Raw genomic sequence first — 22,632 nt, forward strand, 5'->3', positions numbered from 1 at the left:
GCTTGGCCGTCTCGGCGGCCTTCTCGGCCCGGGCGCCCGCCTCCTGGGCGGCGGCCGTCTCCTCCAGGGCCCGCTTGGTGGCGTCCTTCGCCGCCTGGGCGAGCTGCTTGACGTCGAGCGTCTCCTGGTCCCTGGCCTGGGCGAGGAGCTGGCCGTTCTCCAGGAACTCGCGGATGTCGGCGGGCGTGCCGCTGAGCGCCCGGCCGGCCTGCTTGGTGAACTCCGGGCCGGTGTAGACGTCCATCAACCGCAGGACGGCGACCCGGTCGTCCTCCTCCTGCGCCTTGAACCGGCCGGTGGTCAGGAAGGCGTCCATGACCTCGGCGGTGCCGTCGCTGAGCGCCTTGGTCCCGGCCGTGCGGACGGCGACGTCGGCGCCGTCGACGATGGTGACGATCGCCGCCCGGCGATCGTCCATCATCGGGTTCTGCCAGCCGCTGGTGACGAACGCGTGGAGGTCGGCGTCCGACCCGCTCAGCGCCTTCGTCGCGGCGTCGCGCACGCCCTTGCCGGTGTTGCTCAGCATCTTGATGACGGCGAAGCGCTCGTCCGACGCCTGAGCACGGCTCAGCGTGCTGGTCAGGAACGTTGTGATGTCGGCGTCCGAGCCGACCAGTGCCCGTGCGGCCGCGTCCTTCACCGCCGTGCCGCCGCCCTGCCAGGCTTCGACCACCTGCGCGCGGTAGTTGGCCGGCAGCGGCTCCGGGGCCGTGTCGGACGGGAGTGCCTGGGCGACCGTCGTCCCCATGACGGTCGCGGCCAGCATCATGGCCGTGGCGGACAGGATCCTGGCGCGTGAGCGCCGTGCCGACCCTGCCCTCATTGGCGAGTTCGCCATTTTCCCCCTCTTCTTCCCCAAATCCCCTGACCCGTCAGGGCCGGGGTTCACCAGGACAGTTGCCCTGATGCCGCAGGAAGCCTAGTGCCGGAAAAGGCGGATGGACGGGGCGGAATGATTTTGTCTGGATCGCATGCCAACTGGCTGAATTCCCGTCGGTTTCGGCCGCCGACCGCATAGGCCTGCAATAGATTCACCCAAACGGCGGCAAAGGGCTGGTTCATCACCCTCGTCCGGTTCGTGCGCATCCCCCCCCTGTGCCCCGAATGCCAGAGTGACTGGTCGTCAGAACACTGACGACCAGTCACTGGAAGTAATGGCGGAACAGGGATGTACGAAACGGGGAAGAACCAACGACTGCGAAGGTGGGCACACCGCCGTGCCGGCGGGAACGGCCGCCCTTCGGCCGTCCGGGCGGTCAGGGGCAGCGGAGCAGGGCTGGGCGGTCGCGGGTGCGGACGGCGGGGAGCCAGGCGGGGGTGTGTCCCGGGAGGCGGACGCGGTACCAGAGGGTGGAGCTGAGGTCCTCCTCGTTGATGACGGGGAGGCCGGTGGGGAGTTGGCAGTCGGCGTCGAGGGTGTCGTTGTCCCAGACGCGCACGGGTCCGACGTTGTCGGCGGTGTAGGGGCGCAGGGGGTCGACGGCGAGGCCGAGGCTGCACTGGGGGTCGCGGTCGGTGCGGTCCTGGCAGCCGCGTTCGGCGTTGAAGACGCGGACGTGGGCGGGCTGTTCGGCCGGTGCGGGGTGGGGCCAGAGGGCGGTGGCGGTGACGGCGGCCGTGGCGCAGGAGGCGAGGGCCAGCAGGGCGGTGCGCGGGAACGGTCGGCGCGGGCGCCGGTCGGACCGGTCGGCGTGGATGCGCGCGAGCAGGCTCTCCGCCGTGTGCGGGGCGCGGGCGGCGTGGGTGGGGGCGAGGCAGTCGGCGGCCAGGGCGCGCCAGAACGGGGGGACGGCGGCGGCCAGTCGCAGGGCGGCGCGGCCTTCCGCGTACTGTTGGGCGGCGGCGCTGCGGGCGGTGGGGGTGACGCCGGGGAAGGGGCGGCCGCCGGCCGCGAAGACCTCGTGGACGACGATGCCGAGTGCCCAGATGTCGGCGGTGGTACGGACTTTGACGCCGTGTTCGCCGAGTGGTTCCTTCCAGCGTTCCGGCGGGAGGTAGTCGGGGGTGCCCATCGGGGAGCAGTGGCCGTGGGTGCCGGTGAGTTCGATGGCGAGGCCGAAGTCGGAGAGGCGGACCTCGCCGTCCGCGCCGATGAGGACGTTCTCCGGTTTGAGGTCGGTGTGGACCCAGCCGGAGCGGTGCAGGTGGGCCAGGCCTTCGCAGATGCCGGTGACGATGCGGGCGCCTTCGACCTCGTCGACGCCGTGGGCGAGCAGGTCGCGCAGGGTGCAGCGGGCGCGTTCCATGACGAGGACGATCGCGCCGTCGAGCGTGGGCTGGTCGGGGGCGGCGAGGACGAGGGTGTCGAGCAGCCGGACCAGTCGGGGGTGCGGGGCGGTGCGGCCCAACTCGGTTTCGCGCCGGGCGGCTTCGGCGACCTGGCGGGCCTGCCGGGGGGCGAGTCCGGCGGTCGGCAGCACCTTGAGGGCGACCGTGCCGTCCCTGTCGGCCGTACCGTCCACGTCGCCCCGGCGGGCGGCGTAGACCGTCGCCCAGCCGCCCTCGCCGAGCAGCCCGGTGACGGTCCACTCGCCGACCCGGTGGCCGACCGGCAGCAGCTCCTCGCCGTCCCCGGGGAAGTCATCCCTGGGGACGGCCGCCCCGGGAGAGGCCGGGTCCTGCGGCATCTCCGGCACTCCCTACCGTCCGGTGCGGGCGGGTTCGGGGGCCGGCAGGAGCGCGAGGTGCTCCTCGCGGACGATGCCGAACTTCAGGGCGAGCCCCACCACGGCCTCGCGCTTGCCGCTGCGGCGGTCCGCGCGGTCGCCGTCGGGCAGGTCGATGCGGAGCTTCTCGTCGGCGAGGTAGTCGAGGTGCGAGCTGACCGCGCGGGCGGTGAGCCGGGCGCAGGCGGGGTGGCCGTGCAGCCGCGCGACCACCTGCGGGGTGGTGGGCACGGCGGCGGGTGAGCGGTCCCGCAGCCACGGTTCGCAGAGTGCGACCAGGACCAGGAAGTAGGTGGCGGTCTCGTCCAGCGAGTACGCCGTCATGGTGCGGCTCTCCCGGGAGCCGCCGTGGGCGTCCGGGTCCAAGTAGACGTGGTCGGGCGCGAACACCTGGAAGGACAGCGGGGTTTCCCGCCGGGAGGGCAGCACCACCCGGGAGAACTCGAAGGGGATCGGCGCGCCGATCCGCCGTGGCGGCACCCGCAGGTACTCGCCGGCGCCCTCCGGGTTCTCCACCAGGTAGGCGTGGGTGTTGCTGAGGTTGCTCAACTGCCAGTGGTCGTCGGTCGCGTGGATCTCACCGGCCAGCCGGGAGACCGTCTCGTCGCCGAGGCGCAGCTCCACCGGGGTGCGGGCGGAGCCCCGGCCGAAGCGCGCCCGCTCCCCCGGACCGAGCCGTAAGGTCACCGTGTCGTCGCCGTTCCCCTCCGGCAGGTGGACGACAATCCCGCTCACCGTTCCTCCGTCCCGCGCACCGCTCCCCCGTTTCGCGCGCCGGCTCTTGCCGGACGGACGAACGGTACCTCTTCGCGTACGACAATAAACCGGATGCCGCAGGCTACTTGACAAAGCGGGAGCGGAGGGTACAGGCGTTCGGTCAGCGCAGCGGCGCCCCCGGAGGCAGCGGTGTGGCCGGCCGCATCGGCGCCCCCGGCCGCAGGGCCGCCACCGGCGGGTCGCCGAAGGCGGCCCACGGCCGCCAGCCGCCGCCGGGCCGGTCCTGGACCCGGGTGCGCACCCGGCCGTCCTCGGCCACCGCGAAGACGTGCAGCCGCCCGGTGGAGTCGACCGCGGCCGAGGGCGGCGCGGCGAGCACCAGGCCGGGCTCGCCGAAGTCCTCGCCGAGCACGTCCACCGGCGCCCAGGCTCCGGCGGGCGCCGACTGCCAGCGGTGGGCGAGTCGTTCGCCGCCCGGGGAGAGGGTGAAGGCCTCCAGCCGGCCGTCCGGGCCGGCGATCGCCGACGGCGCGGCGGTGGACCAGCCGAGCAGCGGCTGCCAGGCGTCCCAGCCCCCGCTGGGCACCGACTGGCGGCGGTGGAAGGCGGCCGTGCCGGATGGGGCGATCGCGGTGACGTTCAGCCGCCCGGTGCCGTCGCGGGCCACCCGCGGCGCGGCCCCGGCGGGCGTCCCGAAGGGCTCCCAGGCGGACCAGGCGCCGCCGGGCGAGGTCTGCCAGCGGTGCAGCAGCGCGGCGCCGCCGGGCGCGAGCGCGAACACCTCCAGCCGGTCGTCGGCGTCCCGGGCGACGGCGGGGGCGGCGCCGGCCGGGCCGCCGAAGGCCTCCCAGTCCGACCAGCCGCCGTCCGTCCGCTGGACGCGGTGGTGCAGGGCGGCGCCGTCGGGGGCGAGCGAGAACACCTCCAGCCGGCCGTCGGCGTTGCGGCCCAGGACGGGCACCGCGCCGGCGGGTGTCCCGAACACCTCCCAGTCCGACCAGGTGTCGGTGTCCGGGTCGGTCTGGACCCGGCGCAGCATCGACCAGTCGGCCGCGTCGAGGGCGAACACGGTCAGCCGGCCGTGGACGTCCGGGGCGGCAACGGGGTTGTCCGGGCTCTGCCAGGGCGGCGGGGTGGACCGCCAGTCCAGCGGGGCCAGGTAGAGGCCGCGCCGGAACCAGCCGGCGGCGCTCGCCCACCACTGCCGCCCGTCGGTGACCACCTCCACCGCGTGGCCGGGCACATGGCCGGCGTAGCCGTCGAGGGAGAAGCGGAACGGGTCCTGGGAGGCGAGGACGTCGGTGCCCTCGTAACCGTTGCGCGGTCCGATGAGCAGGTAGTACCAGCCGTCCCGGGCCACCACGAAGGGCGATTCGGTGACCGAGACGCCGTCCGCGGCGGTGGCCGCGTCGGCGAAGGCCACGCCGGGCTCGCCCCAGGTCAGCAGGTCGGCGGAGCGCCGGTAGCAGACCTGGTGGCGGCCGCCGGGGGCGGACAGCTCGGTGTAGTACATCACCCACTCGGTGCCGATCCGCAGCACCATCGGGTCGCGGGCGGCGGTCCCGCGGAAGAGCGGGCCGGACGGCAGCCTCGTCCAGGTGGACAGGTCGGTGGAGGTGGCGGCGTTGACCGCCGCCCCGGCGCGTCCGCCCGCCGCGTAGAACATCCAGTGCACGCCGCCCGACTCGACGACGTGCGGGGCCCACAGGTGTTCCTCGCCGAAGTACGAGGCGTCGACGGTCAGCGCGTCCGGGTGGCTGAGCCACGGCCCGGACGGGGAGGGCGCCGAGGCGTGCGCGAGCGAGACCTCGGCCGCGCTGTCGGGCGCCTGCCCGGGCGGCGCGCTGTCGCCGACGATGCTGAACAGGTGCCAGCGACCGCCGGCCTGGACCAGGGTGTGGTCGTTGAGGTAGCGGCGGCGCGCGGTGGACGGGTCGTAGACGTGGTCGAACGGGCCCGCGCCGACCCACAGCCGGGGTCCGACGGCACCGGTGGGGGCGGCAGTCGGGGCGGCGGAGGCCGCCGGGGCGGTACGGCCCGCGAGCGGGAGCACGAGTGCTCCCGCTCCGGCCGCCCGCAGCAGGCCGCGCCTGCTGATCGGGTACATCGCTGCGCTCCAGGGGGTTTCCGGCCGGGTTTCCGGCCGGGTCTCCGGCGGGGTTTCCGACCGGGTCTCCGGCGTAGTCAGCCGGCGGCGGGTCCGTGACTGGTGTTCAGCCAGGCCCACTCGGACCAGGTGGAGAAGCCGGTCTGCCACTTGTGGTGGACGCCGTCGGTGTTCGAACCGAACACCTCGATCCGCCCGTCGGCGTTGTTCGCCGCGCCGATCTCGGTGCCGCCGGTGCCGAAGGTCTCCCACTGCCCGTACGGGGCGTTCAAGCCGGTCTGCCAGATGTGCTGCGCCGTACTGCCGTTGATGGCGAACACCTCCACCCGGCCGTCCGGCGAACGCCCACTGGTCAGCCGCGCGTCGGCGGGCCCGCCGGTGGCCTCCCAACCGGACCAACTGGTCGGGTCCGTCTGGTACTTGTGGTAGACGCCGGCCGGGCCGGAGGCGAAGACCTCCAGGCGGCCGTCCTGGTTGTGGCTGACGGTGAGATCGTGGCCCCCGCCGCCGAAGGTGGCGTCCCAGGCGGACCAGCCGCCGTTGACGGCGGTCTGCCACTGGTGCTGGAAGACACCGCCGTTGAGGGCGAAGACCTCCAGCCGCCCGTCGGGGGCCTTGCCGAGCTCGATCTCGCTGTCGGCGGGGCCGCCGCCGGTGCCCTCCCAACCGGACCAGCCGCCGTTGGGCGCCGTCTGGTACCGGTGGAAGACCCCGACCGGTCCCGAGGCGAAGACTTCGAGCCGGCCGTCCTGGTTGGAGCCGACGGCGAGGTCGTGGCCGCCGGTGCCGAAGTCCTCCCAGCCGGACCACCCGCCCGACGGCTGGAGCTGGTAACGGTGCTGGAGGGTGCCGCCGTTGAGGGCGAACACCTCCAGCCGGCCGTCCGCGTTGGGACCGATGGCGAGTTCGGCGCCGGCGGGGCCGCCGAGCTCCTCCCACTCCGACCAGCCGCCGTTGATCGCGGTCTGCCAGGCGTGCGAGACGCCGTTCTTCCCGGCCGCGAAGACTTCGAGGCGTCCGTCGGCGGAGCGGGCCGAGACCACCCGGCCGGACTCCGCCGGGTACTCCAGCGGCGCCGGACCGGGCTCGTGGTGGCCGAGCCGGTCGACGGCGGCCCGGGCCTCGTCCATGTGCCGCAGGTGGGCACCCGCGCTGTAGGTCGACCACTGGTGCCAGTCGAGGCCGCCGTTGGAGATCCGGTAGGCCGCGTCGGCGTTGCACTGGGCGTCGTAGGCGCAGGCGTCGGAGACCTCGCTGTGCCAGTGGTTGTTGATCTCCCACAGGCCGCGGTCGACGGAGTCGTTCGGGGTGTTGCCCTGGCGGTTGGAGGCCAGCGGGTTGCAGCTGGACTCGGCGAGGCCGACGGCGATCGCGGTCACCAGGGCCTCGCCCCGGAAGCCCGCCTGGTAGCCGACCTCTGCGCACAGGTCGCTGCCGGTGGCGGCCGGGGCGGCGGGGGCGGCGACCGTCAGGCCCGCCGTGACGCCCAGGGCGGCGATCGCGGACAGCAGGGCGCGGTGGGGCGCCCGGCGGGCGCGCTGCGGGCCGGTCACGGGGTGGCTCCTCGACTGACGGCGGGTCCGTGGGTGGTGTTCAGCCAGGCCCACTCGGACCAGGTGGAGAAGCCGGTCTGCCACTTGTGGTGGACGCCGTCGGTGTTGGAACCGAAGACCTCGATCCGCCCGTCGGCGTTGGCGGCGGCGCCGATCTCGGTGCCGCCGGTGCCGAAGGTCTCCCACTGGCCGTACGGGGCGTTCAGGCCGGTCTGCCAGATGTGCTGCGCGGTACTGCCGTTGATGGCGAAGGCCTCGACCCGGCCGTCCGCGGTCAGTTCGCTGGTGAGGCGGGAGTCGGCGGGGCCGCCGGTGGCCTCCCAGCCGGACCAACTGGTGGGGTTCGTCTGGTACTTGTGGTAGACGCCGACCGGTCCCGAGGCGAAGACCTCCAGCCGCCCGTCCCGGTTGTGGCTGACGGTGAGGTCGTGGCCCCCACCCCCGAAGGCGGCGTCCCAGGCGGACCAGCCGCCGTTGACGTCCGTCTGCCACTGGTGCTGGAAGGTGTCGCCGTTGAGGGCGAAGACCTCCAACCGGCCGTCGGGGGCCTTGCCGAGCTCGATCTCGCTGTTGGCCGGGCCGCCGCCGGTGCCCTCCCAACCGGACCAGCCGCCGTTGGGCGCCGTCTGGTAGCGGTGGAAGACGGCGGCCGGTCCGGAGGCGAAGACTTCGAGCCGACCGTCCTGGTTGGAGCCGACGGCGAGGTCGTGGCCCCCGCCGCCGAAGTCCTCCCAACCGGACCAGGCGCCCGAGGGCTGGAGCTGGTAACGGTGCTGGAGGGTGCTGCCGTTGAGGGCGAACACCTCCAGCCGGCCGTCCGCGTTCGGACCGATGGCGAGTTCGGCACCGCCCGGACCGCCGAGGCTCTCCCACTCGGACCAGGCGCCGTTGACCACGGTCTGCCAGGCGTGCGAGACACCGCTCGCCCCGGCGGCGAAGACCTCCAGGCGCCCGTCCGCGGACCGGGCCGACACCACCCGGCCGGACTCCGCCGGATACACCAGCGGCGCGGGCCGAGGACCGCTCCCGGGGACGCAGGGCACGGTGACGCCGCGCTCCGCGAGGTACGGCTCCGGGTCGGTGCGCTGGGACGCGTTCGGGTCGGCCCAGACCCGCAGGTGCAGGTGCGGGCCCGTGGAGTTGCCCTCGCTGCCCATCAGCGCGATCTGCTGGCCGGCCCGCACGTCGTCGCCCTCGAACACGTCCCGCCGCTGCATGTGCCCGTACTCGGTGATGGTCCCGTCCGGGTGCAGGATGCGGATCCACTGGCCGTAGTCGGACACCGGGCCGGAGATGACGACCTTGCCGTCGCCGACCGCGTAGATCGGGGTGCCGCGGTCGTTGGCGATGTCGATGCCGTTGTGCTCCGCGGTGTAGTGCTGGGTGATGGCGCCGTCGGTCGGGCAGGCCGCCGCGAACCCGGCGGCAGCGGCGGCAGCGGCGGGAACGGCGGGAACGGCGGGAACGGCGACAGCGGGAACGGCCGGTACGGTGACCGGCAGCAGCAGGGCCACCACGGCCAGGGCCCGCCGCGAGGTGCGGGAGATCATCGGTGCGGCCCCCTCACGCCTTGCGGAGGCGGTCGATGATGCCGTCGATGTCGCGCTGCATCATGTCGGGCCGGATGAAGTGGCCGCCCGACTCCTCGTGGGCCTCGTACGGGATGCCGGCGCCGTCGAGCAGGGCGCGGAACTCCCGCTGGCCGGCCAGCACCGCGGTCTCGTTGAAGGTGTCGAAGGGGTTGGTCGGGTCGGGGCTGGTGCCGGCGACCAGGAAGATCCGCTTGTTGCGGTAGCTCTCCAGGCGCTCGACCGGGTTGTCGGCGGTCACCCTGGCCTGGTCCCACAGCGGCGCGCCGTAGACGGTGCCGCCGGCCAGGTCCTTGACGGCGGAGGAGACGTTGGCCCAGTGGACGACCGCGCCATTGTCGCGGCGCAGGCTGGCCGGGCCGGAGTGGGCGCTGACGGAGGCGAAGTGGCCCCAGTACTTGGCCGCGTACTTCAGGGCGCCGAAGCCGCCCATGGAGAAGCCGGAGACGGCGCGGCCCTCGGGCTCGGCGAAGGTGCGGAAGTTGGCGTCGACCCACGGGATCAGCTGGTTGATGTGGAAGGACTCCCAGTTGCGGGGGCCGACGTTGGTGCTGACCGGGTTGGAGTACCAGCCGGCCTGCCCGCCGTCGGGCATCACCACGATCAGGGGCTTGCCGATGGTCCAGTCGCGGACGCCCCGGCGGTCGAACTCGATGAAGTCCTGGAGGCCGCCGTGCAGGAGGTAGAGGACGGGGTAGGTGCGCCCGCTGGTGTGGTAGTCGTCGGGGAGCAGCACGTTGACGGCGGGGTCCCAGCCGATCTCGGCGGTGTGGAAGCGGTAGTACCACATCCGGGCGTCGCCCTCGTTGCGGTCGGTGATGTGCAGGCCGAAGCCGTCGTCGGCGGCGTGGGCGGTCGAGGCCGTCGCGAGGACGCTCGCGCCGCCGAGCGCCAGCGCGGCGCCGAGCCCGCCGGCGGACTTGAGGATGCTCCTGCGGGTGGGGTGGTTCGCGGTCACCGTGACCTCCTGAGGGCGCGTGTCGGCGGCCGGTCCGGACCGCCGGATGTCCGTCGGTTCGGACGGTTCGGACGGTAGCCACCCGCCGCGGGGCACGGAATCCGGAACCATACGGACTGACAGCGGCGGGGCCGGGCGCGGAGACTGATGCGTTTCCGGAGCTTCGGGCCGTCGGCCTGCGGCCGGGTGTCGGACGGCCGCCCCTTCAGCTGCGCGGTCTTGTCCGGTGGTGCCGCCGCCAGCAGACTGGGGACCGGACGCGGAGGAGAGGGGTGCTGTGGCCAGGATCAGGATGCCCGACCGGGTCTTTCTCGCCTTGGAGTCCGCCACCACTCCCCAGCACGTGGCGCTCCTGGCCACCTTCGGGCCGCCCGTCGGCGCCGAGCCCGGGCGGTACGTACAGCGCCTGTTCGAGCGGCTGCGCGCCGTGGCCCGGTCCAGCGCGCTCGCCAAGCGGGAGCTGGGCGAGCTGCCGAAGGGCTCCACCGGGCTCTACGGGGCCCTGTTCACCTGGCCGTTCGTCGCACAGAACGTGCTGGGCCTGGGCGGCGCGACACGCCCCCCGTACAACGTCGTGGTGTCGAACATCCCCGGCTCCTCGCAGCAGATGTACTTCGCCGGCTGCCCGTTGGAGACGGTCCACCCCCTGGGCAGCGTCTGCCACGGGGTCGGCCTGTTCATCGCGGCCCGCTCGGCGGGCGGGCGGCTGAACCTGGGCCTGGTGGGGGACCGCTCCCTACTCGCCCCGCTGGACGGGACCGGGGACGGGCTGGGGGACGCGCTGGGCGAGCAACTCGCCCTTCTGGAACAAGCGTTGGAGAGGAATTAGGTCAGCTCAGCAGCCCGTCGGCGCGCAGCCGGTCGAAGATGACCTGGTCCACGGGGGACGTCCGGTGCCGGTCGGCATGGGTGAGCCACACCATCTCGGCGATCTCACTGGCGGGCGTGAGCACCCCCTCGTACGCGGCGGTGTAGCAGGTCATGCGGACGACCACGCCCTGGCTGTGCCCGTGGGCCTGGGCCTCGAAGACGCCCAGCAGGGCGGCCGAGTCCCGGACGACGGCGACGGACAGCTCCTCCTCGATCTCCCGGCACAGCGTGTCGAGGTCGCTCTCCCCCGGCTCCCGCTTCCCCCCGGGCAGGTAGTAGGCGTCCTTGCCGTGGGAACGCGTGCTCAGCACCAGGCCGTTCTCCAGGTGGATCCACGCCACCTTGTCGATGAGCGCCGCCATGGACCAGTCCTCCTGTTGCTCCGACCGGTTGCTCCGACCGGCCCCGAGGATACCGTCCGCGCCGGCCCTCAGCCGTCCAGCAGTTCCTTCGCACAGGTGGTGACGACCTGCCGCACGGCGTGGGTCAGGTCGGCGGCCAGCGCTTCGTCCAGCGTGAGCCAACGGGGCTCCTCGCCCTCCTCGTTGACGGTGACGCGACCCCCGTCCGGCACCGTCAACAGGTAGACGTGCCAGACGTGCGCGTCGGATCCGCGTCGGCAGGAGTCGCCGGGGATCGGGAAGGTGGCGACGAACCGGAGCCGGTCGCCCGCGGTCAGGCCGACCTCCTCGCGCAGTTCGCGGGCCGCGGCGCCGGCCGGGTCCTCGTCCCGTTCCACGTGGCCGGCCGGAACCGTCAACGCGTAGGGGAACGCGACGCGTTGGAAGAGCAGGAACCTGTCCGCCGCATCGCGGACGAAGACCGCCGCGGTCTCGTGCCAGTACTCGCCGTCCTCGGCGGACCACCAGGAGATGCCGGGGTCGATGACGATGGCCCGGGCGCTGCGCTCACCGCAGTTGCCGCAGCGGACCTCCCGCCTGCCCCCGACCGTGGCCCACGCGACGGGGCCGCCCCGGCAGAGCACGCAGTACTCCGCGTAGGTGTCCGGGGCCGGGCGTAGCGTCTCGATGTTCATGCTGGCCTTCCGCGCTGGTAGGCGCCCGTGGACTCCGGTGGGCGGGGTGCGCCGCCCCGGTCAGGGCAGCAGGTCGGGCAACTGCCGTACGTCGTCGAGGACGTGCTCGGCACCGGCCCGTTCGAAGTCCTCGCGCGTGTGGAAACCGGTGGCGACGCCGACGAAGCGCAGCCCGGCCCCGGTGGCCGCCGCGTGGTCGATGAGGGCGTCGCCCACGTACCAGACGTCGTCCACGCCGACCCCCCGTCCGCTCAGCGTCGCCAGCGCGGCGTCGAACACCCGGGGGTCCGGCTTGTGGTGGGGGCTGTCGTCCGCTCCCTGGAGCAGGACGAGCCGGTCCGTCCGCAGCCCGATCCGTTCGACGTCCCGGAGGGCCGAGAGGCGGTTGGTGGACGTGACGACGCCGACGCCGACGCTCCTGCGCCAGAGCTCGTGGACGGCCTCGACGGCGCCGGGGAGGGGCCGTTTGAGGAACTCCTCCTCCAGGGAGAGGTTCGCCTCGCGCATCCGCTCCAGGGTGTCGCTGTCGCGGTAGAGGGCGCGGATCATCGCGTCGAACGGCTTGCCCCAGTGCAGCGCCAGCTCGGCGTCCGTCAGGTCGATCCCGTAGAACCGCCGGGCGACCGCCTTGTGGTGGGCCCACTTGACCTCCGCGGTCACCACCAGGGTGTCGTCCAGGTCGAAGAGGACGACGCGGGGCCCGCGGCCGGTACGCGTTCCGGACGTCATGACGTGAGATCCCTTCCGCCGGGTCGTACGTACGGTACCGCCGCACGGTCTCCGGCCGCCTCCGCCTGCCCGTCGCGCGTCCGGGACCGGGCGGGACCGCGCGGGGAGGGCAGGGTGACCACCAGGAGCAGCGCGACGCCGACCACCGTGAAGGCCAGCGCGGCCAGCCCGGCACCGGCCCATCCGGCACCGTCCACGGCCAGGCTGAAGGCCGGCGGCCCGACCAGCGTGCCGAGGCTGCCGAGCTGGGCGACCAGTCCGTTGGTGACGTCGGCGCGCCGGGGGCTGCCGGCGATCCGCGGCACCGCGGCGAACATCGCGGAGATCATCACCCCGTCGACCACCAGGCCGACGCAGGCCAGGACCATCACGGCCACCACCGGGAGGTGCAGCGCGAAGACCAGGAGCGCCGAGACGGGCAGCAGGGCCAGCGCCGGAGTCATCGCGAGCAGCCCGACGCCCCGGCGCAGCAGCAGCCCGCTCAGCGCGCTGCCGAGCACGCTGCCGAGGGAGACCACGGCGGCGACGGCGCCGGCGGTGGCCGTGGACGCGCCGCGTTCCTCCGTCAGGAAGGTGGGCAGCAGCACGACGATCGCGACCCCGGCCAGGCAGACGCAGGCGAAGCTCAGCGCGAAGAGCACCGGGGGGATCCAGCCGGTCCGCGGGGGCGGCGCTCCGGTGGCCTCGGCGGCCGGGTCCGCCGTCGGCGCGCGGGCGGCGGCGGGGCGGGTGGCGCCGACCGCGACCGCCAGCACGAGCGGGAGGAGCGCGGTCGCGCCCATCCAGCCGCGCCAGCCGATCGCGCCGCTGACCGCTCCCCCCAGGGCGGTGGCCAGGGCGAGCCCGGTGGGGACGCAGGTGCCCCACAGCGCCAGCGCCGTGGCCTGCGCCCGCCCCTCGGCCAGCCGGGTCAGCATGATCGGCCCGCCCACGAAGACCAGGAGGTAGCCGAAGCCCTGCGCGGTGCGCGCCCCCAGCAGCGGCGACCAGCTGCCCGCGAAGGCCGTCGCCGCCACGGACAGCGTGGTGAGGACGAGCCCGCCGGCCAGCGCCTTCCGGGCGTCGAGCCGGCTGATCCACCAGCCGGCGGGGACGCCGAGGACGGCGCTCACCGCGGTGATGCTGGAGGTCGCCCAGGCGAACTGGCCGAGGGAGAGGTGCAGGTCCCCCCGGATCTCGGACCCGAGCGGGGAGAGCGCGCCCAGCCCGAAGGCGGCGAGGACCCCGGAGAGCCAGGTGGTCACGATGGCCGGCCACGGTGACCCGGTGCTCTCGCGGCGCGCGACACCGTTCTTGCGCATGGTTCGCTCTCCAGGGAAGTGGGCGGGCTGACGGGCGGGCCGGCACCGGCCGGTCGTGTGATGAGAGGGGGAGGAGGAGTCGGCACCCTCCCATCACACGACGCGTCAGTGCCGCGGGCCGTAGGCCGCCAGCAGGTCGACGTCACCGGTCACGTACGTCGTGTCGGTGATGACGGTCTGGTCGGACGGGCCGCGGCTGCACATGCACATGTGCCGGCCGCTCGACTCCACGCGGACGGCGCGTGCCCCGCCCGAGGCCATGATCTCCTCGGCGATGTCCTTCACCAGGTGCTCCTGGATCTGGAACCGCTTGCTGAAGGCCTGGACCAGGCGCGGGAACTTGCCGAGCCCCAGGATCCGGTTCCCGGGGACGTAGGTGATGTCGACCTTGCCGTAGAACGGCAGGAAGTGGTGGGCGCAGATCGAGTAGTAGTTGATGTCGTGCACCCGGACGACGCCCTGGTGGTCGCCCTCGACCAGGACGGTCGTCTTGAGGATCTTGGAGGTGTCGATCTCGTAGCCGCTCAGCAGCTCCCGGTAGGCGCGGACGATGCGGGGCTCGCACTCGGGCTCGGTGTACCAGTCCAGGGCCCGTTTGTCCGTGGTGACGTTGTCCCGAAGCCACTCGGCGATCGTCATGTGATCTCCGTTCTCGGTCCGTCCGGCGAACGCCGTCGCCGGCCTCGCCGGGGCTCCGGCGAAGTCTTCTGGTGGGGTGGGTGGTCGAAGGCCGTCGGCGGTTCTCAGTGCGGCGGCTGTCCGGGTGCCAGGCGCGCGTCGGCGTAGGCGTCGATGGAGGTCGCCGCCGCGTACGCGTGGGCCCGTCGGCCCAGTTCGTGGAGCTGGGCGTGGTCGACGCCGAGGTGCCGTACGTTCTCCGGCGCCGCCCAGCCGATCCCCTCCAGCCAGTCGTCCAGGGGGCGGGCGTACCCGTCGAGTCCGGCGGTGCTCCGGCCCAGGTCGGCCAGCGAGAGCCCGGCCTCGCTCCCCCGCCGTCGCACCTCCGTCCACCAGTCCGCCCGGAACCGCCGGTGCTCCTCGGGTGTGAAGGCGCGCACGCCGCCGTCGTAGACGGCGCACTTCTCGAAGAGGCTGTCCCGGCGGCCCAGCCGGTGCAGTTCGAAGTCCGGGGTCGACCACCGGGGGGACCGCAGGAAGTCGAAGGGCAGCTGGGGGAACGCCTGCCCGAGCCGGGTGCGGTCGGGCAGCTCGAACAGCGCCTCCAGGGCCACGATGACGGCGCTGAACCGCTCGCCCCGGTGGGCCAGTTCGGCGAAGTGGTCCCGCAGGCGCCGCACGCCCTGCCGGGACCCGACGGTCAGCACCAGGTAGCCGGCGATCTCGGCGCCGCGGCCGTGCGCCGCCTGCCGGGCGGCTCGGAGCACCTTCTCCACCGTCGCCCCGGTGCCGATGATGTCCCCGAGCACCAGCAGCTGCCGGTCGGCGAACTCCCAGCGCTCGTACGAGATGTCGAGCGGGTGGGCGGCTCCCCGGTCGGTGCCGACGAAGCTCACCGCCGCGGGGTAGCCGAAGCGGTGCGCCAGCGCGCTGTCGACGCCGAAACTGAGGCCCCCGCGCAGGATGTTGACGACCGTCGTCGCCTCGGTCGCCAGGGCTTCGGCCACCGTCGGGTCGGCCTGCGCCACCAGGTCGAGCGCGGTCGACACCGCGGTGCCGAGCAGCGAACGGTACCGGTGGCCCGAGACGACCGGGTCGGTCAGGAGGGCGCGTGACGCCGCGGTCGAGCAGACCAGGACCCTGGTCGGGGAGCCGGCGGGGTCCAGGCCGTAGCAGGCCGCGTCGTCGCTGTGCAGGAGGTACTTCACCGGATGCTCCACCAACTCCACGGGTAGGGTTCACGGTTTGAGCGCGGGCCGCCTCGGCGTTCTCCCGGTGCGTTCGGCCAGCACCCGCTCCACCTGGTACGAGGACTCGACACCGTCGACCGTCTTCAGCGCGTCCGGTACGGGTGCCGGGTTGTGCACCGAGGCGATCAGCACCGTGCCGGACAGCGGCAGCACCTCCGGCACCTGGTGCGGTGCTTCGACGAGGACCGACTTCAGTCCGACGGCGCCGAAGAGTGCGCTCCAGTCCAGGGCCGCCCCACGGCTGGGCAGACCGCCCCCGGACTCGTACAGGTGGTTGTCGATGACGGCCAGCGTGTAGTTGCCGAGCCTCGGCAACTGGTCGCCCAGTGCGGTGAGCACGGACAGGTTCATCAGGAAACCGCCGTCCGTGTCGATGCCGACCACGGACAGCGGGGCCGCCGCCATGGCCATTCCGAGGGAGATCGCCGTGACGTCGCCCATGGTGTCGGTGAAGAGGGTGTCGGCGGGACGGAGCGCGTACATCACCTCGCTCGTCCTGCCGAGCGGCGCGACCGACACCGAATCCGCGGGGAGCCTGGCGTACAGGGCCTGGAGGAATGCGGCGGTTTCTATGGCGCACCCCTCAGTTCCGCCGTCAGTCCGGCGTTCGCCACGAGTGCCACGCTCCGCTGCCCGGTGTCGAGCGTGGCGTAGGCCTTGGGGAGGCATTGCGCCAACTCCGCGCAGGAATGGACGTCCGCGGTCACCAGGGAGAGCATCGCCGTGTGCCGGTGCATCGTCTCCTCGTGCGGGATTCCCCACCAGTTCGGTTCGCCGAAGGCCCCGCGCCGGGATATCAGCAGCGCGGTGTGCAGCCGGTGGCTCATGGTCAGGCGCGCCAGGGTCTCGCAGGCCCGGCGCAGGCCCGAGTTCTCCATCACGACCAGCGAACGGGCGCCGGCCAGTCGGGCGCCGGCCGCCAGGCCGACCGCCGTGGCCTCGTCGTTGACCTGCACGTACCGGATCTCACGCCGGGTCGACGCCTCCCGGCACAGCGGTGCCAGGAGCGAGTCGGGCACCGCGTAGACGATCTCCACACCCGCCTCGACGAGCGCCTCGTAGGCCGCGACAGCCGACATGGGGCAGCCTCACTTGGTGGTGGCCAGCAGCTCGACGATGATGTTCGAGTAGTGGGTGTCGCCGATGTTCCGCAGCAGGTGCGGCTGTCCGGCTTCGTGGTAGACGGCGTTGCCGAGCTTGTCCTCCCCGACGTAGCCGGTGCCGTCCTTGTACACGGTCTCCGCCCGGCCGCTCTCGGTGGCGACGTAGACGTAGTCACAGGGGTGCTGGTGGATGATCGTCTGCTCTCCCGGGTCCAGCTCCAGGACCCACACCCTGACGCGGTCGTCGGAGTAGACGAGTTTGGTACCGACCTGCTCGATGTGCTCCTGCATGTGCGTACCCCGATCTGTCCCGTGAGCCGCTTGGTGGCGTGTTTCGCGTGACCGAGAATCTGCGGGTATCGAACGTCGTCAGACCACGGCCGATGCCGAGACTCTAGTTGGGCCTTCAACGAGCAGCAATGGGCCGGTATCCCCCCAACTCGTAATGAGCCAACCTGAGTTGGAGCGACCCGGCCACGGCGCGGCGGCCCCGGAGACGGGTGTGCCGACCCGCCGGACCCACTCCTGACCAGCCGCCTCCCGGCATCCGCCGGCCGTCCCGGCAAACCGGAACCCCGTCACCCGGAAGTGGCATGACCTGACCGAAAGTAGCCACCGGGCTCCGGGGGGCCTTGTTCTCCCCGGCCCGGCAGGGTCTCCTGAAGCCCGTCAGAATGTGCCCGCGCGACTCATGAGGAGCCCTCGGTTCTATGGACGTCGAGGTCGGGGAAACGACGACGGGAACGGCGCTACCGGAAACCCGGTGGGACACGCCGGCCTACCTCTACGACCTGGCCGCCGTGAGCGACGCCCACCGCCGGCTGGTGGGCTCACTGCCCGCCCCGGCCACCCTGCTCTACTCCCTCAAGGCCAACCCGCACCCCGCCGTCCTCGGCCGGCTGGCGGCGCTCGGCTGCCACGCCGAGGTCAGCTCCCCCGGCGAACTGCGCGCCGCCGTCCAAGCGGGATTCCCCGCCGACGGGGTCCTCTACACCGGCCCCGGCAAACGCGACGAGGACGTGGCCGGGGCCCTCGCGGCGGGCGTCCGGCAGTTCTCCGTCGACTCCCCGCACGCCCTGGACCAGCTCGACCGGCTGGGCCGCGCCGCGGACACGCGGGTGCGCGCGCTGCTGCGGGTCAACCCGCCCGTCCCCCCGGCCGGGGCCGGTCTCGCGATGACCGGCGGCCCCTCCCAGTTCGGCGCCGATCTGGACTGGGTACTGGAGCAGCCCAAGCTCTTCGCGGACCGGGAGCACGCCGAACTGGCCGGCCTGCACCTCTACATGGGCAGCAACCTGATCCGGGTGGACGCGCTGCTCGCGGTGTTCCGCTACGGGCTCGACGTCGTGCGGCGGATCGAGACGGCGCTCGACCGCCGGCTCCCCGTGATCGACCTCGGCGGAGGCTTCGGCGCACCGTACGCCGTCCCCGGCGGACTGCCGCGGTTCGACGCGCTCAGGAGCCGGCTCGACGCCCTGCTCGACGAGGGGCTCCCCGGCTGGCCGGACGGGGAGCGGCGGGTCGTCTTCGAATCGGGCCGCTACCTGACGGCGGGCTGCGGCCGGCTGCTGACCAGGGTGCTGGACGTCAAGCGCTCGCAGGGGCGGCGCGTCGTCGTCCTGGACACCGGCGTCAACCACCTGGGCGGGATGTCGGGGCTCCGCAAGGAGGACCGGATCGAGCCGCGGTTCCAGTGCGGTGACGATCCCGACACGTCCGCCGTTCAGGAGGAGCCCGACGGGACCATCGTCGCCGGGCCGCTCTGCCACCCGCTGGACGTCTGGACCAGGAACGCGCGGCTTCCGGACGTGGCCGTCGGAGACCTGCTGACGGTGCCGAACGTCGGGGCCTACGGCCTGCACGCGGGGCTGGCCCTGTTCCACTGCCACCCCATGCCGCTGGAGGTGGTGCTCGACGGGGAGCGGGAGGTCGCCCGCGGCAGGTACGTCCTGGGCCGTGAGCGGAGCCCGCGGTGATCCGCGGCGCCCCCGACCACCTCGTCATCGGCACCGACCACCTCGTCGTGCGTCCCGACCCGAGCGCCGCCGCCACGGCCTGCGTCGAGGCTCCCGCCACGGGCGCGTTCACCATCGTCATGCGCGACGACACGTCCTACTGCGTCCGGACCCTGGGCCGCGCACCGGCCGGGTGCGGCACCGTCTCGCCGGGCGGCTCGGCTCCCGCCGTCGCGGAGGCCTACCGCGCCTTCCAGCGCGACCTGAGGGACGCGCTGCGCACGGTAGTGCCACGGCCGGGCGGCGTCCTGTTCCACCTGGTCGACGCGCACCGCCTCGAACTGGCGGTCCGCCGCCGGGTCACCGGCGGGCCGCCGGTGAGCCTCGATCCGCTCCTCGACCGGGCGGTCCGGCCGTTGCGCGTCTCCCGGGGTTTCCTGCTCGGCGGCCGTCGGCAGGTCGGGCTGGTGCCGCGGCCCGGCGCCGCCCCCATCCACGACCAGATCGCCTCGCTGCCGCCGGACACGGCCGGGCGAGGCTACACCCTCATCGAGGACGACATCGCCACCGGCGGGACCGTCGCCGCCGTCATCCGCCTGTTCCAGGACGCGGGACGGCGGGTCCGGCACGTCATCCCCGGTATCCGGCTGGGCGGTTCGCCGCGGTCCCCCATCCTGGGTGCGTCCGTCGACCCCGTGCTCCACTACCGGACCGCCGCCACCGGGCCGGACGCACCCGCCCTGGACCTGCTCGATCCGCGGAACTTCCTGCTCGGCCTCTCGGGACTCGTCGTCCGGCTGCCGGACGGAACGTGGGGCCGCACACCTTACTGGCTCCCCTTCGTCAGCACCTCGGCCCGGCTCGGCGGCCCCGCCGGGGCCGACCGGGAGTTCGCCGCCCTCATGCTGGAGGCCAACGCGCGCTTCTTCGCCCGCGTCGACCACCTGCTGCGGCGCACCCTCCGGGTGGCCGACCTGCGACCCGACGTGCGCCGGCCGCTGTTGTCGCTGGGGATGGCGGAGCCGGCCGAGTCGGTCCGGTCCGTCCTGCGCGAACTCCAGGCGGGGATGGACAGTTGGTCCGAACTGATCGCGGAGGTCGAGGAGCGGGGTACCGACGTGCCGGCCGGATCGGCCGCCCGGTGACCGGGCCCGGCCACGAGCCGTTCGCCGTGGTGCTCCTCGACGTCAACGGCACCCTGGTGCCCTCGGTCCCCGGCGGACCTCCGGACGCCCTCGCCCTGCAGCGCTTCCGGCGACTGGTGCGGCACCTGACCTCCGCGGGCGTCGCCGTGGGCCTGTGCTCGGACTCGCCGCTGCGGCAACTGCGCGAGTTCGGCACCCGGATCGGCCTGGGCACGGCGCCCGGGTTCCCGGTGATCGCCGAGAACGGCAACGTGGTCGCGGTCGACGGAACCGTACGCGTCACCACCCCGTTCCCGGCGCTGCGGAGCCTTCGCGCCGAGGTGGCGGCGGCGGCCGCCGCCCACGGTCTGTCCCGGGTCGGCGACGCGGTGGCCCCCGAGTTCGGCGGCCGACCGCCCACCGGCCGCACCTGGGCCTTCGGGGCGAACCGCCTGGCGTCCGCCAGCGTCTTCGGCCCCCCGGACTTCATCCACGACGTACGGCACCGGCTGACCGGCTGGAGCGCCGGGGGCCGCGTCGGGAACCGCATCGGGAGCCCAGCCGGGAGCCGAGTCGGGGGCCGAGCCGGGGAGCGCGCCGGGGAGCGCGCCGACATCTCCGTCGAGCTCGGTCCGGACGGCTCGTACGCCGGGATCCACCCCTATCCGCGGACGGAGCTCGGAAAGCGCACGGCCCTGGCCGGACTGGCGGCCCGCGACCCGAGGAGCACCCTGCTCGTCGGGAACTCGCCAGCCGACTGGGTCCCCGGGGTGCCGGGCGTCAGGTGCGCGTTCGTCGCGGACCCCGCCGTGCCCCGGCACCTGCGGGACGCGGCCTGGTACGTCTCGCCGGCGGCCGTTCTGGAGGGGGTCGTCGACATCCTGGGGCACGTGCTCCGACGACAGCCGCCGGCACCAGGACCAGCCCGTTTCTGAGGAGGCCGATATGGTACGTGTCCGTGTGGGGGTCGTGGGCTGCGGGATGATCGCGCAGCTGGTGCACCTCCCGTATCTGGCGGCGCTGCGCGACCGCTTCGACATCGTGGCGCTCTGCGACCGGTCCTTCGACCTGGCCCGGTCGGTGGCCGAGCGCTTCCACGTCCCGAACGCCTACGCGGCGGTCGAGGACATGCTGGCGAAGACACCCGAACTGGACGCGGTCGTCGTCCTCACGACCGACCACAGGGAACCGGTGCTCACCGCCCTGGAGCACGGCAAGCACGTGTTCACCGAGAAGCCCCTCGGCCACACGATCGCGGAGACCGAGGAGGTGATCGCCGCCGCCGACCGCACCGGCTCCAAGGTCATGGTGGGCTACATGAAGCGGTACGACAGCGGCGTCCGGCGGGGCCTGGAGGAGATCGCGCGGATCACCCGGCCCGTCATGGCGAGGATCCACATCGTGGTGGGCCCCGAGTACGGGAACTGGATCATCCCCGAGCTGTCCCGGATCACCCGCTCCGGCGAACCTGCCGACGCGGCGGGACCGGACGAGCGGCGCGGCCGGGTCGCCCGGGAGTTCGGCGGCGCCTCGCCCGAAGCGCTGGAGGCGTACATGGACATGTTCGGGGTGTGGAGCCACGACGTGAACGTCTACCGGGCCGCCTTCCCCGCGCCGCCGGCCTCCATCAAGGCGCACTGCTCGCCGGACGGCACGACGCTCACCGCCTCGCTGCTGTACGCCGACGGATTCCAGTGCGTCTTCCAGGGCTCGTCCACCTCGGTCCACCGGTTCGAGGAGAGCCTCACCGTCTGGGGCGAGGACCGCACCGTCATGCTGGACATCTCCAACCCCTTCCTGCCCAACGCGCCGTCGACCGTACGGATCTGGCGTGACGAGGCGCCGGCGGGGCCGGGCGCCGCCAGGGGGGCCGCCGTGGAGGAGACCGTCACGGGGTCCTACGAGGAGGCGTTCAAGGCCCAACTCGCGCACTTCCACGAGTGCGTCGGCGCGCCGGGGGCTCAGCCCCTCACCAACGCGCACGAGGCGCTCCTGGACACCCGCCTGATGATCGACATCGTCCGGGCAGCAACGGAACGGCCGTAGCGCCGTGTCCGCCTTCTCTGCCGTGTCCGCCGTACCGAGGGATTGCACGCCGTGAGCGGTTCCCCGCACGACCTCGACGGAGCACGGGCCGACCCCGGAACCCGGGCCGACGCCGGGACCCGGGCCCACGCCGAGCCCCTGGCCGACACCGGGGCGCGCCTCCACCAGCTGTTCGCCGAACAGGTGGCGCGCACACCGGAGGCGCCGGCCCTGATCTGGCAGGGCCGGCGGATCTCCTACCGCCGACTCCTCGACAGGTCCCACCAGCTCGCCCGGTTCCTGCTGGCCCGCGGCACCGGCGCGGGTGACCGCGTCGGGATCTGCGTGGAGCGGGGGCCGCACCTGATCAGCGCGCTGTTCGGCATCCTCCAGGCCGGCGCCGCCTACGTCCCGCTCGACCCCGACTATCCCGTCGAGCGGTTGCGGTACGTCCTGGAGCACAGCGGCGCCACCACCCTGCTGACGCGGAAGGGCCTCACCCCGCTCTTCGCCGACTACCGGGGCGGGATCGTCGACCTCGACGACGTCCGGACGCACCTCGACACGCTGCCCACCGAACCACCGGCCCCCACCTCCGCCTCCGCCTTTGGAGCGGACCCCGCCTACGTCATCTACAGTTCCGGCTCGACCGGCCGGCCCAAAGGCGTCCTGGTCGGCCACCGCTCGCTCGCGAACCACAGCTCCGCGGTGAACCATCACTTCCGCTTCGGACCGGGTGACCGGGTCCTCCAGTGCCGTCCCCTCGGCTTCGACGCCGCCGCCGAGGAGATCTTCCCGCCGCTCCTGCACGGCGCCGCCCTGGTCCTCGACGGCGACCCGCTCCGGCAGACCTTCCGCGCCCTCACCCGGCAGGTGATCGACACCGGGACCACCTTCCTCAGCGTCCCCACCGCCTTCTGGCACGGCTGGGTGCGGGAGGAGGACTGCCTGATCCGGCTGGCCGAGGAGTCGTCCCTGCGTCTGCTGGTCGTGGCGGGCGAGAAGGCGTCGCGCCAGGCCCTGCTGGCCTG

General features: G+C 73.4%; 22 protein-coding genes. 6 read left to right on the forward strand and 16 right to left on the reverse strand.

Annotation, left to right across the window (positions count from 1 at the left end; all coding sequences use genetic code 11):
• From ACFU6K_RS06150 to ACFU6K_RS06180, 7 genes are all read right to left on the reverse strand, one after another.
• A partial coding sequence (locus ACFU6K_RS06150; protein ID WP_380661164.1) for an ALF repeat-containing protein occupies positions 1-769 on the reverse strand: 769 nt, incomplete at its 3' end.
• A 487-nt stretch (positions 770-1,256) separates the two neighbouring features.
• Positions 1,257-2,627, reverse strand: a complete 1,371-nt coding sequence (locus tag ACFU6K_RS06155) for a serine/threonine-protein kinase (protein WP_380661165.1) — start codon at positions 2,625-2,627, stop codon at positions 1,257-1,259.
• 12 nt (positions 2,628-2,639) lie between these two features.
• Positions 2,640-3,401: a serine/threonine protein kinase gene (locus ACFU6K_RS06160; protein ID WP_380661166.1), complete on the reverse strand. Its 762-nt coding sequence runs from the start codon at positions 3,399-3,401 to the stop codon at positions 2,640-2,642.
• 142 nt (positions 3,402-3,543) lie between these two features.
• Positions 3,544-5,490 (reverse strand): family 43 glycosylhydrolase, encoded by a 1,947-nt coding sequence (locus ACFU6K_RS06165; protein ID WP_380661167.1) that lies wholly within the window; start codon positions 5,488-5,490, stop codon positions 3,544-3,546.
• A gap of 77 nt (positions 5,491-5,567) precedes the next feature.
• A complete protein-coding gene (locus ACFU6K_RS06170) occupies positions 5,568-7,043 on the reverse strand; it encodes a hypothetical protein (RefSeq protein ID WP_380661168.1) in 1,476 nt (491 codons plus the stop codon).
• Complete coding sequence (locus tag ACFU6K_RS06175) at positions 7,040-8,593, reverse strand: peptidoglycan DD-metalloendopeptidase family protein (RefSeq protein WP_380661169.1); 1,554 nt, start codon at positions 8,591-8,593, stop codon at positions 7,040-7,042. The genes ACFU6K_RS06170 and ACFU6K_RS06175 overlap by 4 nt, the downstream gene beginning before the upstream one ends.
• Positions 8,594-8,606: 13 nt before the next feature.
• The gene (locus ACFU6K_RS06180; protein ID WP_380661171.1) at positions 8,607-9,590 is read right to left on the reverse strand and encodes an alpha/beta hydrolase; all 984 of its coding nucleotides are present in this window, start codon (positions 9,588-9,590) and stop codon (positions 8,607-8,609) included.
• Positions 9,591-9,867: 277 nt separating this feature from the next.
• On the opposite strand from ACFU6K_RS06180, the gene ACFU6K_RS06185 reads away from it, so the two are divergent.
• Entirely contained in the window at positions 9,868-10,419 is a 552-nt protein-coding gene (locus ACFU6K_RS06185) for a WS/DGAT domain-containing protein (protein WP_380661172.1), read from the forward strand.
• 1 nt (position 10,420) lies between these two features.
• On the opposite strand, the gene ACFU6K_RS06190 is transcribed toward ACFU6K_RS06185, so the two are convergent.
• From ACFU6K_RS06190 to ACFU6K_RS06230, 9 genes are all read right to left on the reverse strand, one after another.
• Positions 10,421-10,822, reverse strand: coding sequence for an NUDIX domain-containing protein (locus ACFU6K_RS06190; protein ID WP_380661173.1), 402 nt, complete (start codon positions 10,820-10,822; stop codon positions 10,421-10,423).
• Positions 10,823-10,890: 68 nt separating this feature from the next.
• On the reverse strand, positions 10,891-11,496 hold the full coding sequence (locus tag ACFU6K_RS06195; protein WP_380661174.1) for an NUDIX hydrolase: 606 nt from the start codon (positions 11,494-11,496) through the stop codon (positions 10,891-10,893).
• Positions 11,497-11,556: 60 nt separating this feature from the next.
• A complete protein-coding gene (locus ACFU6K_RS06200) occupies positions 11,557-12,225 on the reverse strand; it encodes an HAD family hydrolase (RefSeq protein ID WP_380661176.1) in 669 nt (222 codons plus the stop codon).
• A complete protein-coding gene (locus ACFU6K_RS06205) occupies positions 12,222-13,526 on the reverse strand; it encodes an MFS transporter (RefSeq protein WP_380661177.1) in 1,305 nt (434 codons plus the stop codon). Before ACFU6K_RS06205 ends, ACFU6K_RS06200 begins: the two co-directional genes overlap by 4 nt.
• Before the next feature lie 105 nt (positions 13,527-13,631).
• Positions 13,632-14,165: a GTP cyclohydrolase I gene (gene folE, locus ACFU6K_RS06210; protein ID WP_380661178.1), complete on the reverse strand. Its 534-nt coding sequence runs from the start codon at positions 14,163-14,165 to the stop codon at positions 13,632-13,634.
• A 104-nt stretch (positions 14,166-14,269) separates the two neighbouring features.
• Positions 14,270-15,352 (reverse strand): phosphoribosyltransferase, encoded by a 1,083-nt coding sequence (locus tag ACFU6K_RS06215; protein ID WP_380661179.1) that lies wholly within the window; start codon positions 15,350-15,352, stop codon positions 14,270-14,272.
• 30 nt (positions 15,353-15,382) lie between these two features.
• Positions 15,383-15,913 (reverse strand): thiamine pyrophosphate-dependent enzyme, encoded by a 531-nt coding sequence (locus ACFU6K_RS06220; RefSeq protein WP_380661181.1) that lies wholly within the window; start codon positions 15,911-15,913, stop codon positions 15,383-15,385.
• Positions 15,914-15,963: 50 nt separating this feature from the next.
• On the reverse strand, positions 15,964-16,473 hold the full coding sequence (locus ACFU6K_RS06225; RefSeq protein ID WP_380661182.1) for a thiamine pyrophosphate-binding protein: 510 nt from the start codon (positions 16,471-16,473) through the stop codon (positions 15,964-15,966).
• A gap of 9 nt (positions 16,474-16,482) precedes the next feature.
• A complete protein-coding gene (locus ACFU6K_RS06230; protein WP_380661183.1) occupies positions 16,483-16,788 on the reverse strand; it encodes a hypothetical protein in 306 nt (101 codons plus the stop codon).
• 419 nt (positions 16,789-17,207) lie between these two features.
• Between ACFU6K_RS06230 and ACFU6K_RS06235 the strand changes: the two genes are divergently transcribed.
• From ACFU6K_RS06235 to ACFU6K_RS06255, 5 genes are all read left to right on the forward strand, one after another.
• Positions 17,208-18,473: a type III PLP-dependent enzyme gene (locus tag ACFU6K_RS06235; RefSeq protein ID WP_380661184.1), complete on the forward strand. Its 1,266-nt coding sequence runs from the start codon at positions 17,208-17,210 to the stop codon at positions 18,471-18,473.
• Positions 18,470-19,597 (forward strand): hypothetical protein, encoded by a 1,128-nt coding sequence (locus ACFU6K_RS06240; protein ID WP_380661185.1) that lies wholly within the window; start codon positions 18,470-18,472, stop codon positions 19,595-19,597. The genes ACFU6K_RS06235 and ACFU6K_RS06240 overlap by 4 nt, the downstream gene beginning before the upstream one ends.
• Entirely contained in the window at positions 19,594-20,511 is a 918-nt protein-coding gene (locus tag ACFU6K_RS06245) for a hypothetical protein (RefSeq protein ID WP_380661186.1), read from the forward strand. Before ACFU6K_RS06240 ends, ACFU6K_RS06245 begins: the two co-directional genes overlap by 4 nt.
• Positions 20,512-20,521: 10 nt before the next feature.
• Positions 20,522-21,622, forward strand: coding sequence for a Gfo/Idh/MocA family protein (locus tag ACFU6K_RS06250; RefSeq protein WP_380661187.1), 1,101 nt, complete (start codon positions 20,522-20,524; stop codon positions 21,620-21,622).
• A 51-nt stretch (positions 21,623-21,673) separates the two neighbouring features.
• On the forward strand, positions 21,674-22,632 hold a 959-nt coding region (locus ACFU6K_RS06255; RefSeq protein ID WP_380661188.1), incomplete at its 3' end, for an AMP-binding protein.

The organism is Kitasatospora sp. NPDC057512 (genome assembly GCF_042802135.1).
In the GTDB taxonomy this organism is placed as follows: Bacteria; Actinomycetota; Actinomycetes; order Streptomycetales; family Streptomycetaceae; genus Kitasatospora.

Excerpts from the sequence above, each read along its gene's own strand:
- ACFU6K_RS06190 (WP_380661173.1), bottom strand. The coding sequence starts at position 10,822 with ATGGCGGCGCTCATCGACAAGGTGGCGTGGATCCACCTGGAGAACGGC.
- ACFU6K_RS06230 (WP_380661183.1), bottom strand. The coding sequence starts at position 16,788 with ATGCAGGAGCACATCGAGCAGGTCGGTACCAAACTCGTCTACTCCGAC.
- ACFU6K_RS06200 (WP_380661176.1), bottom strand. The coding sequence starts at position 12,225 with ATGACGTCCGGAACGCGTACCGGCCGCGGGCCCCGCGTCGTCCTCTTC.
- folE (WP_380661178.1), bottom strand. The coding sequence starts at position 14,165 with ATGACGATCGCCGAGTGGCTTCGGGACAACGTCACCACGGACAAACGG.
- ACFU6K_RS06235 (WP_380661184.1), top strand. The coding sequence starts at position 17,208 with ATGGACGTCGAGGTCGGGGAAACGACGACGGGAACGGCGCTACCGGAA.
- ACFU6K_RS06165 (WP_380661167.1), bottom strand. The coding sequence starts at position 5,490 with ATGTACCCGATCAGCAGGCGCGGCCTGCTGCGGGCGGCCGGAGCGGGA.
- ACFU6K_RS06205 (WP_380661177.1), bottom strand. The coding sequence starts at position 13,526 with ATGCGCAAGAACGGTGTCGCGCGCCGCGAGAGCACCGGGTCACCGTGG.
- ACFU6K_RS06175 (WP_380661169.1), bottom strand. The coding sequence starts at position 8,593 with ATGATCTCCCGCACCTCGCGGCGGGCCCTGGCCGTGGTGGCCCTGCTG.
- ACFU6K_RS06155 (WP_380661165.1), bottom strand. The coding sequence starts at position 2,627 with ATGCCGCAGGACCCGGCCTCTCCCGGGGCGGCCGTCCCCAGGGATGAC.
- ACFU6K_RS06195 (WP_380661174.1), bottom strand. The coding sequence starts at position 11,496 with ATGAACATCGAGACGCTACGCCCGGCCCCGGACACCTACGCGGAGTAC.
- ACFU6K_RS06250 (WP_380661187.1), top strand. The coding sequence starts at position 20,522 with ATGGTACGTGTCCGTGTGGGGGTCGTGGGCTGCGGGATGATCGCGCAG.
- ACFU6K_RS06225 (WP_380661182.1), bottom strand. The coding sequence starts at position 16,473 with ATGTCGGCTGTCGCGGCCTACGAGGCGCTCGTCGAGGCGGGTGTGGAG.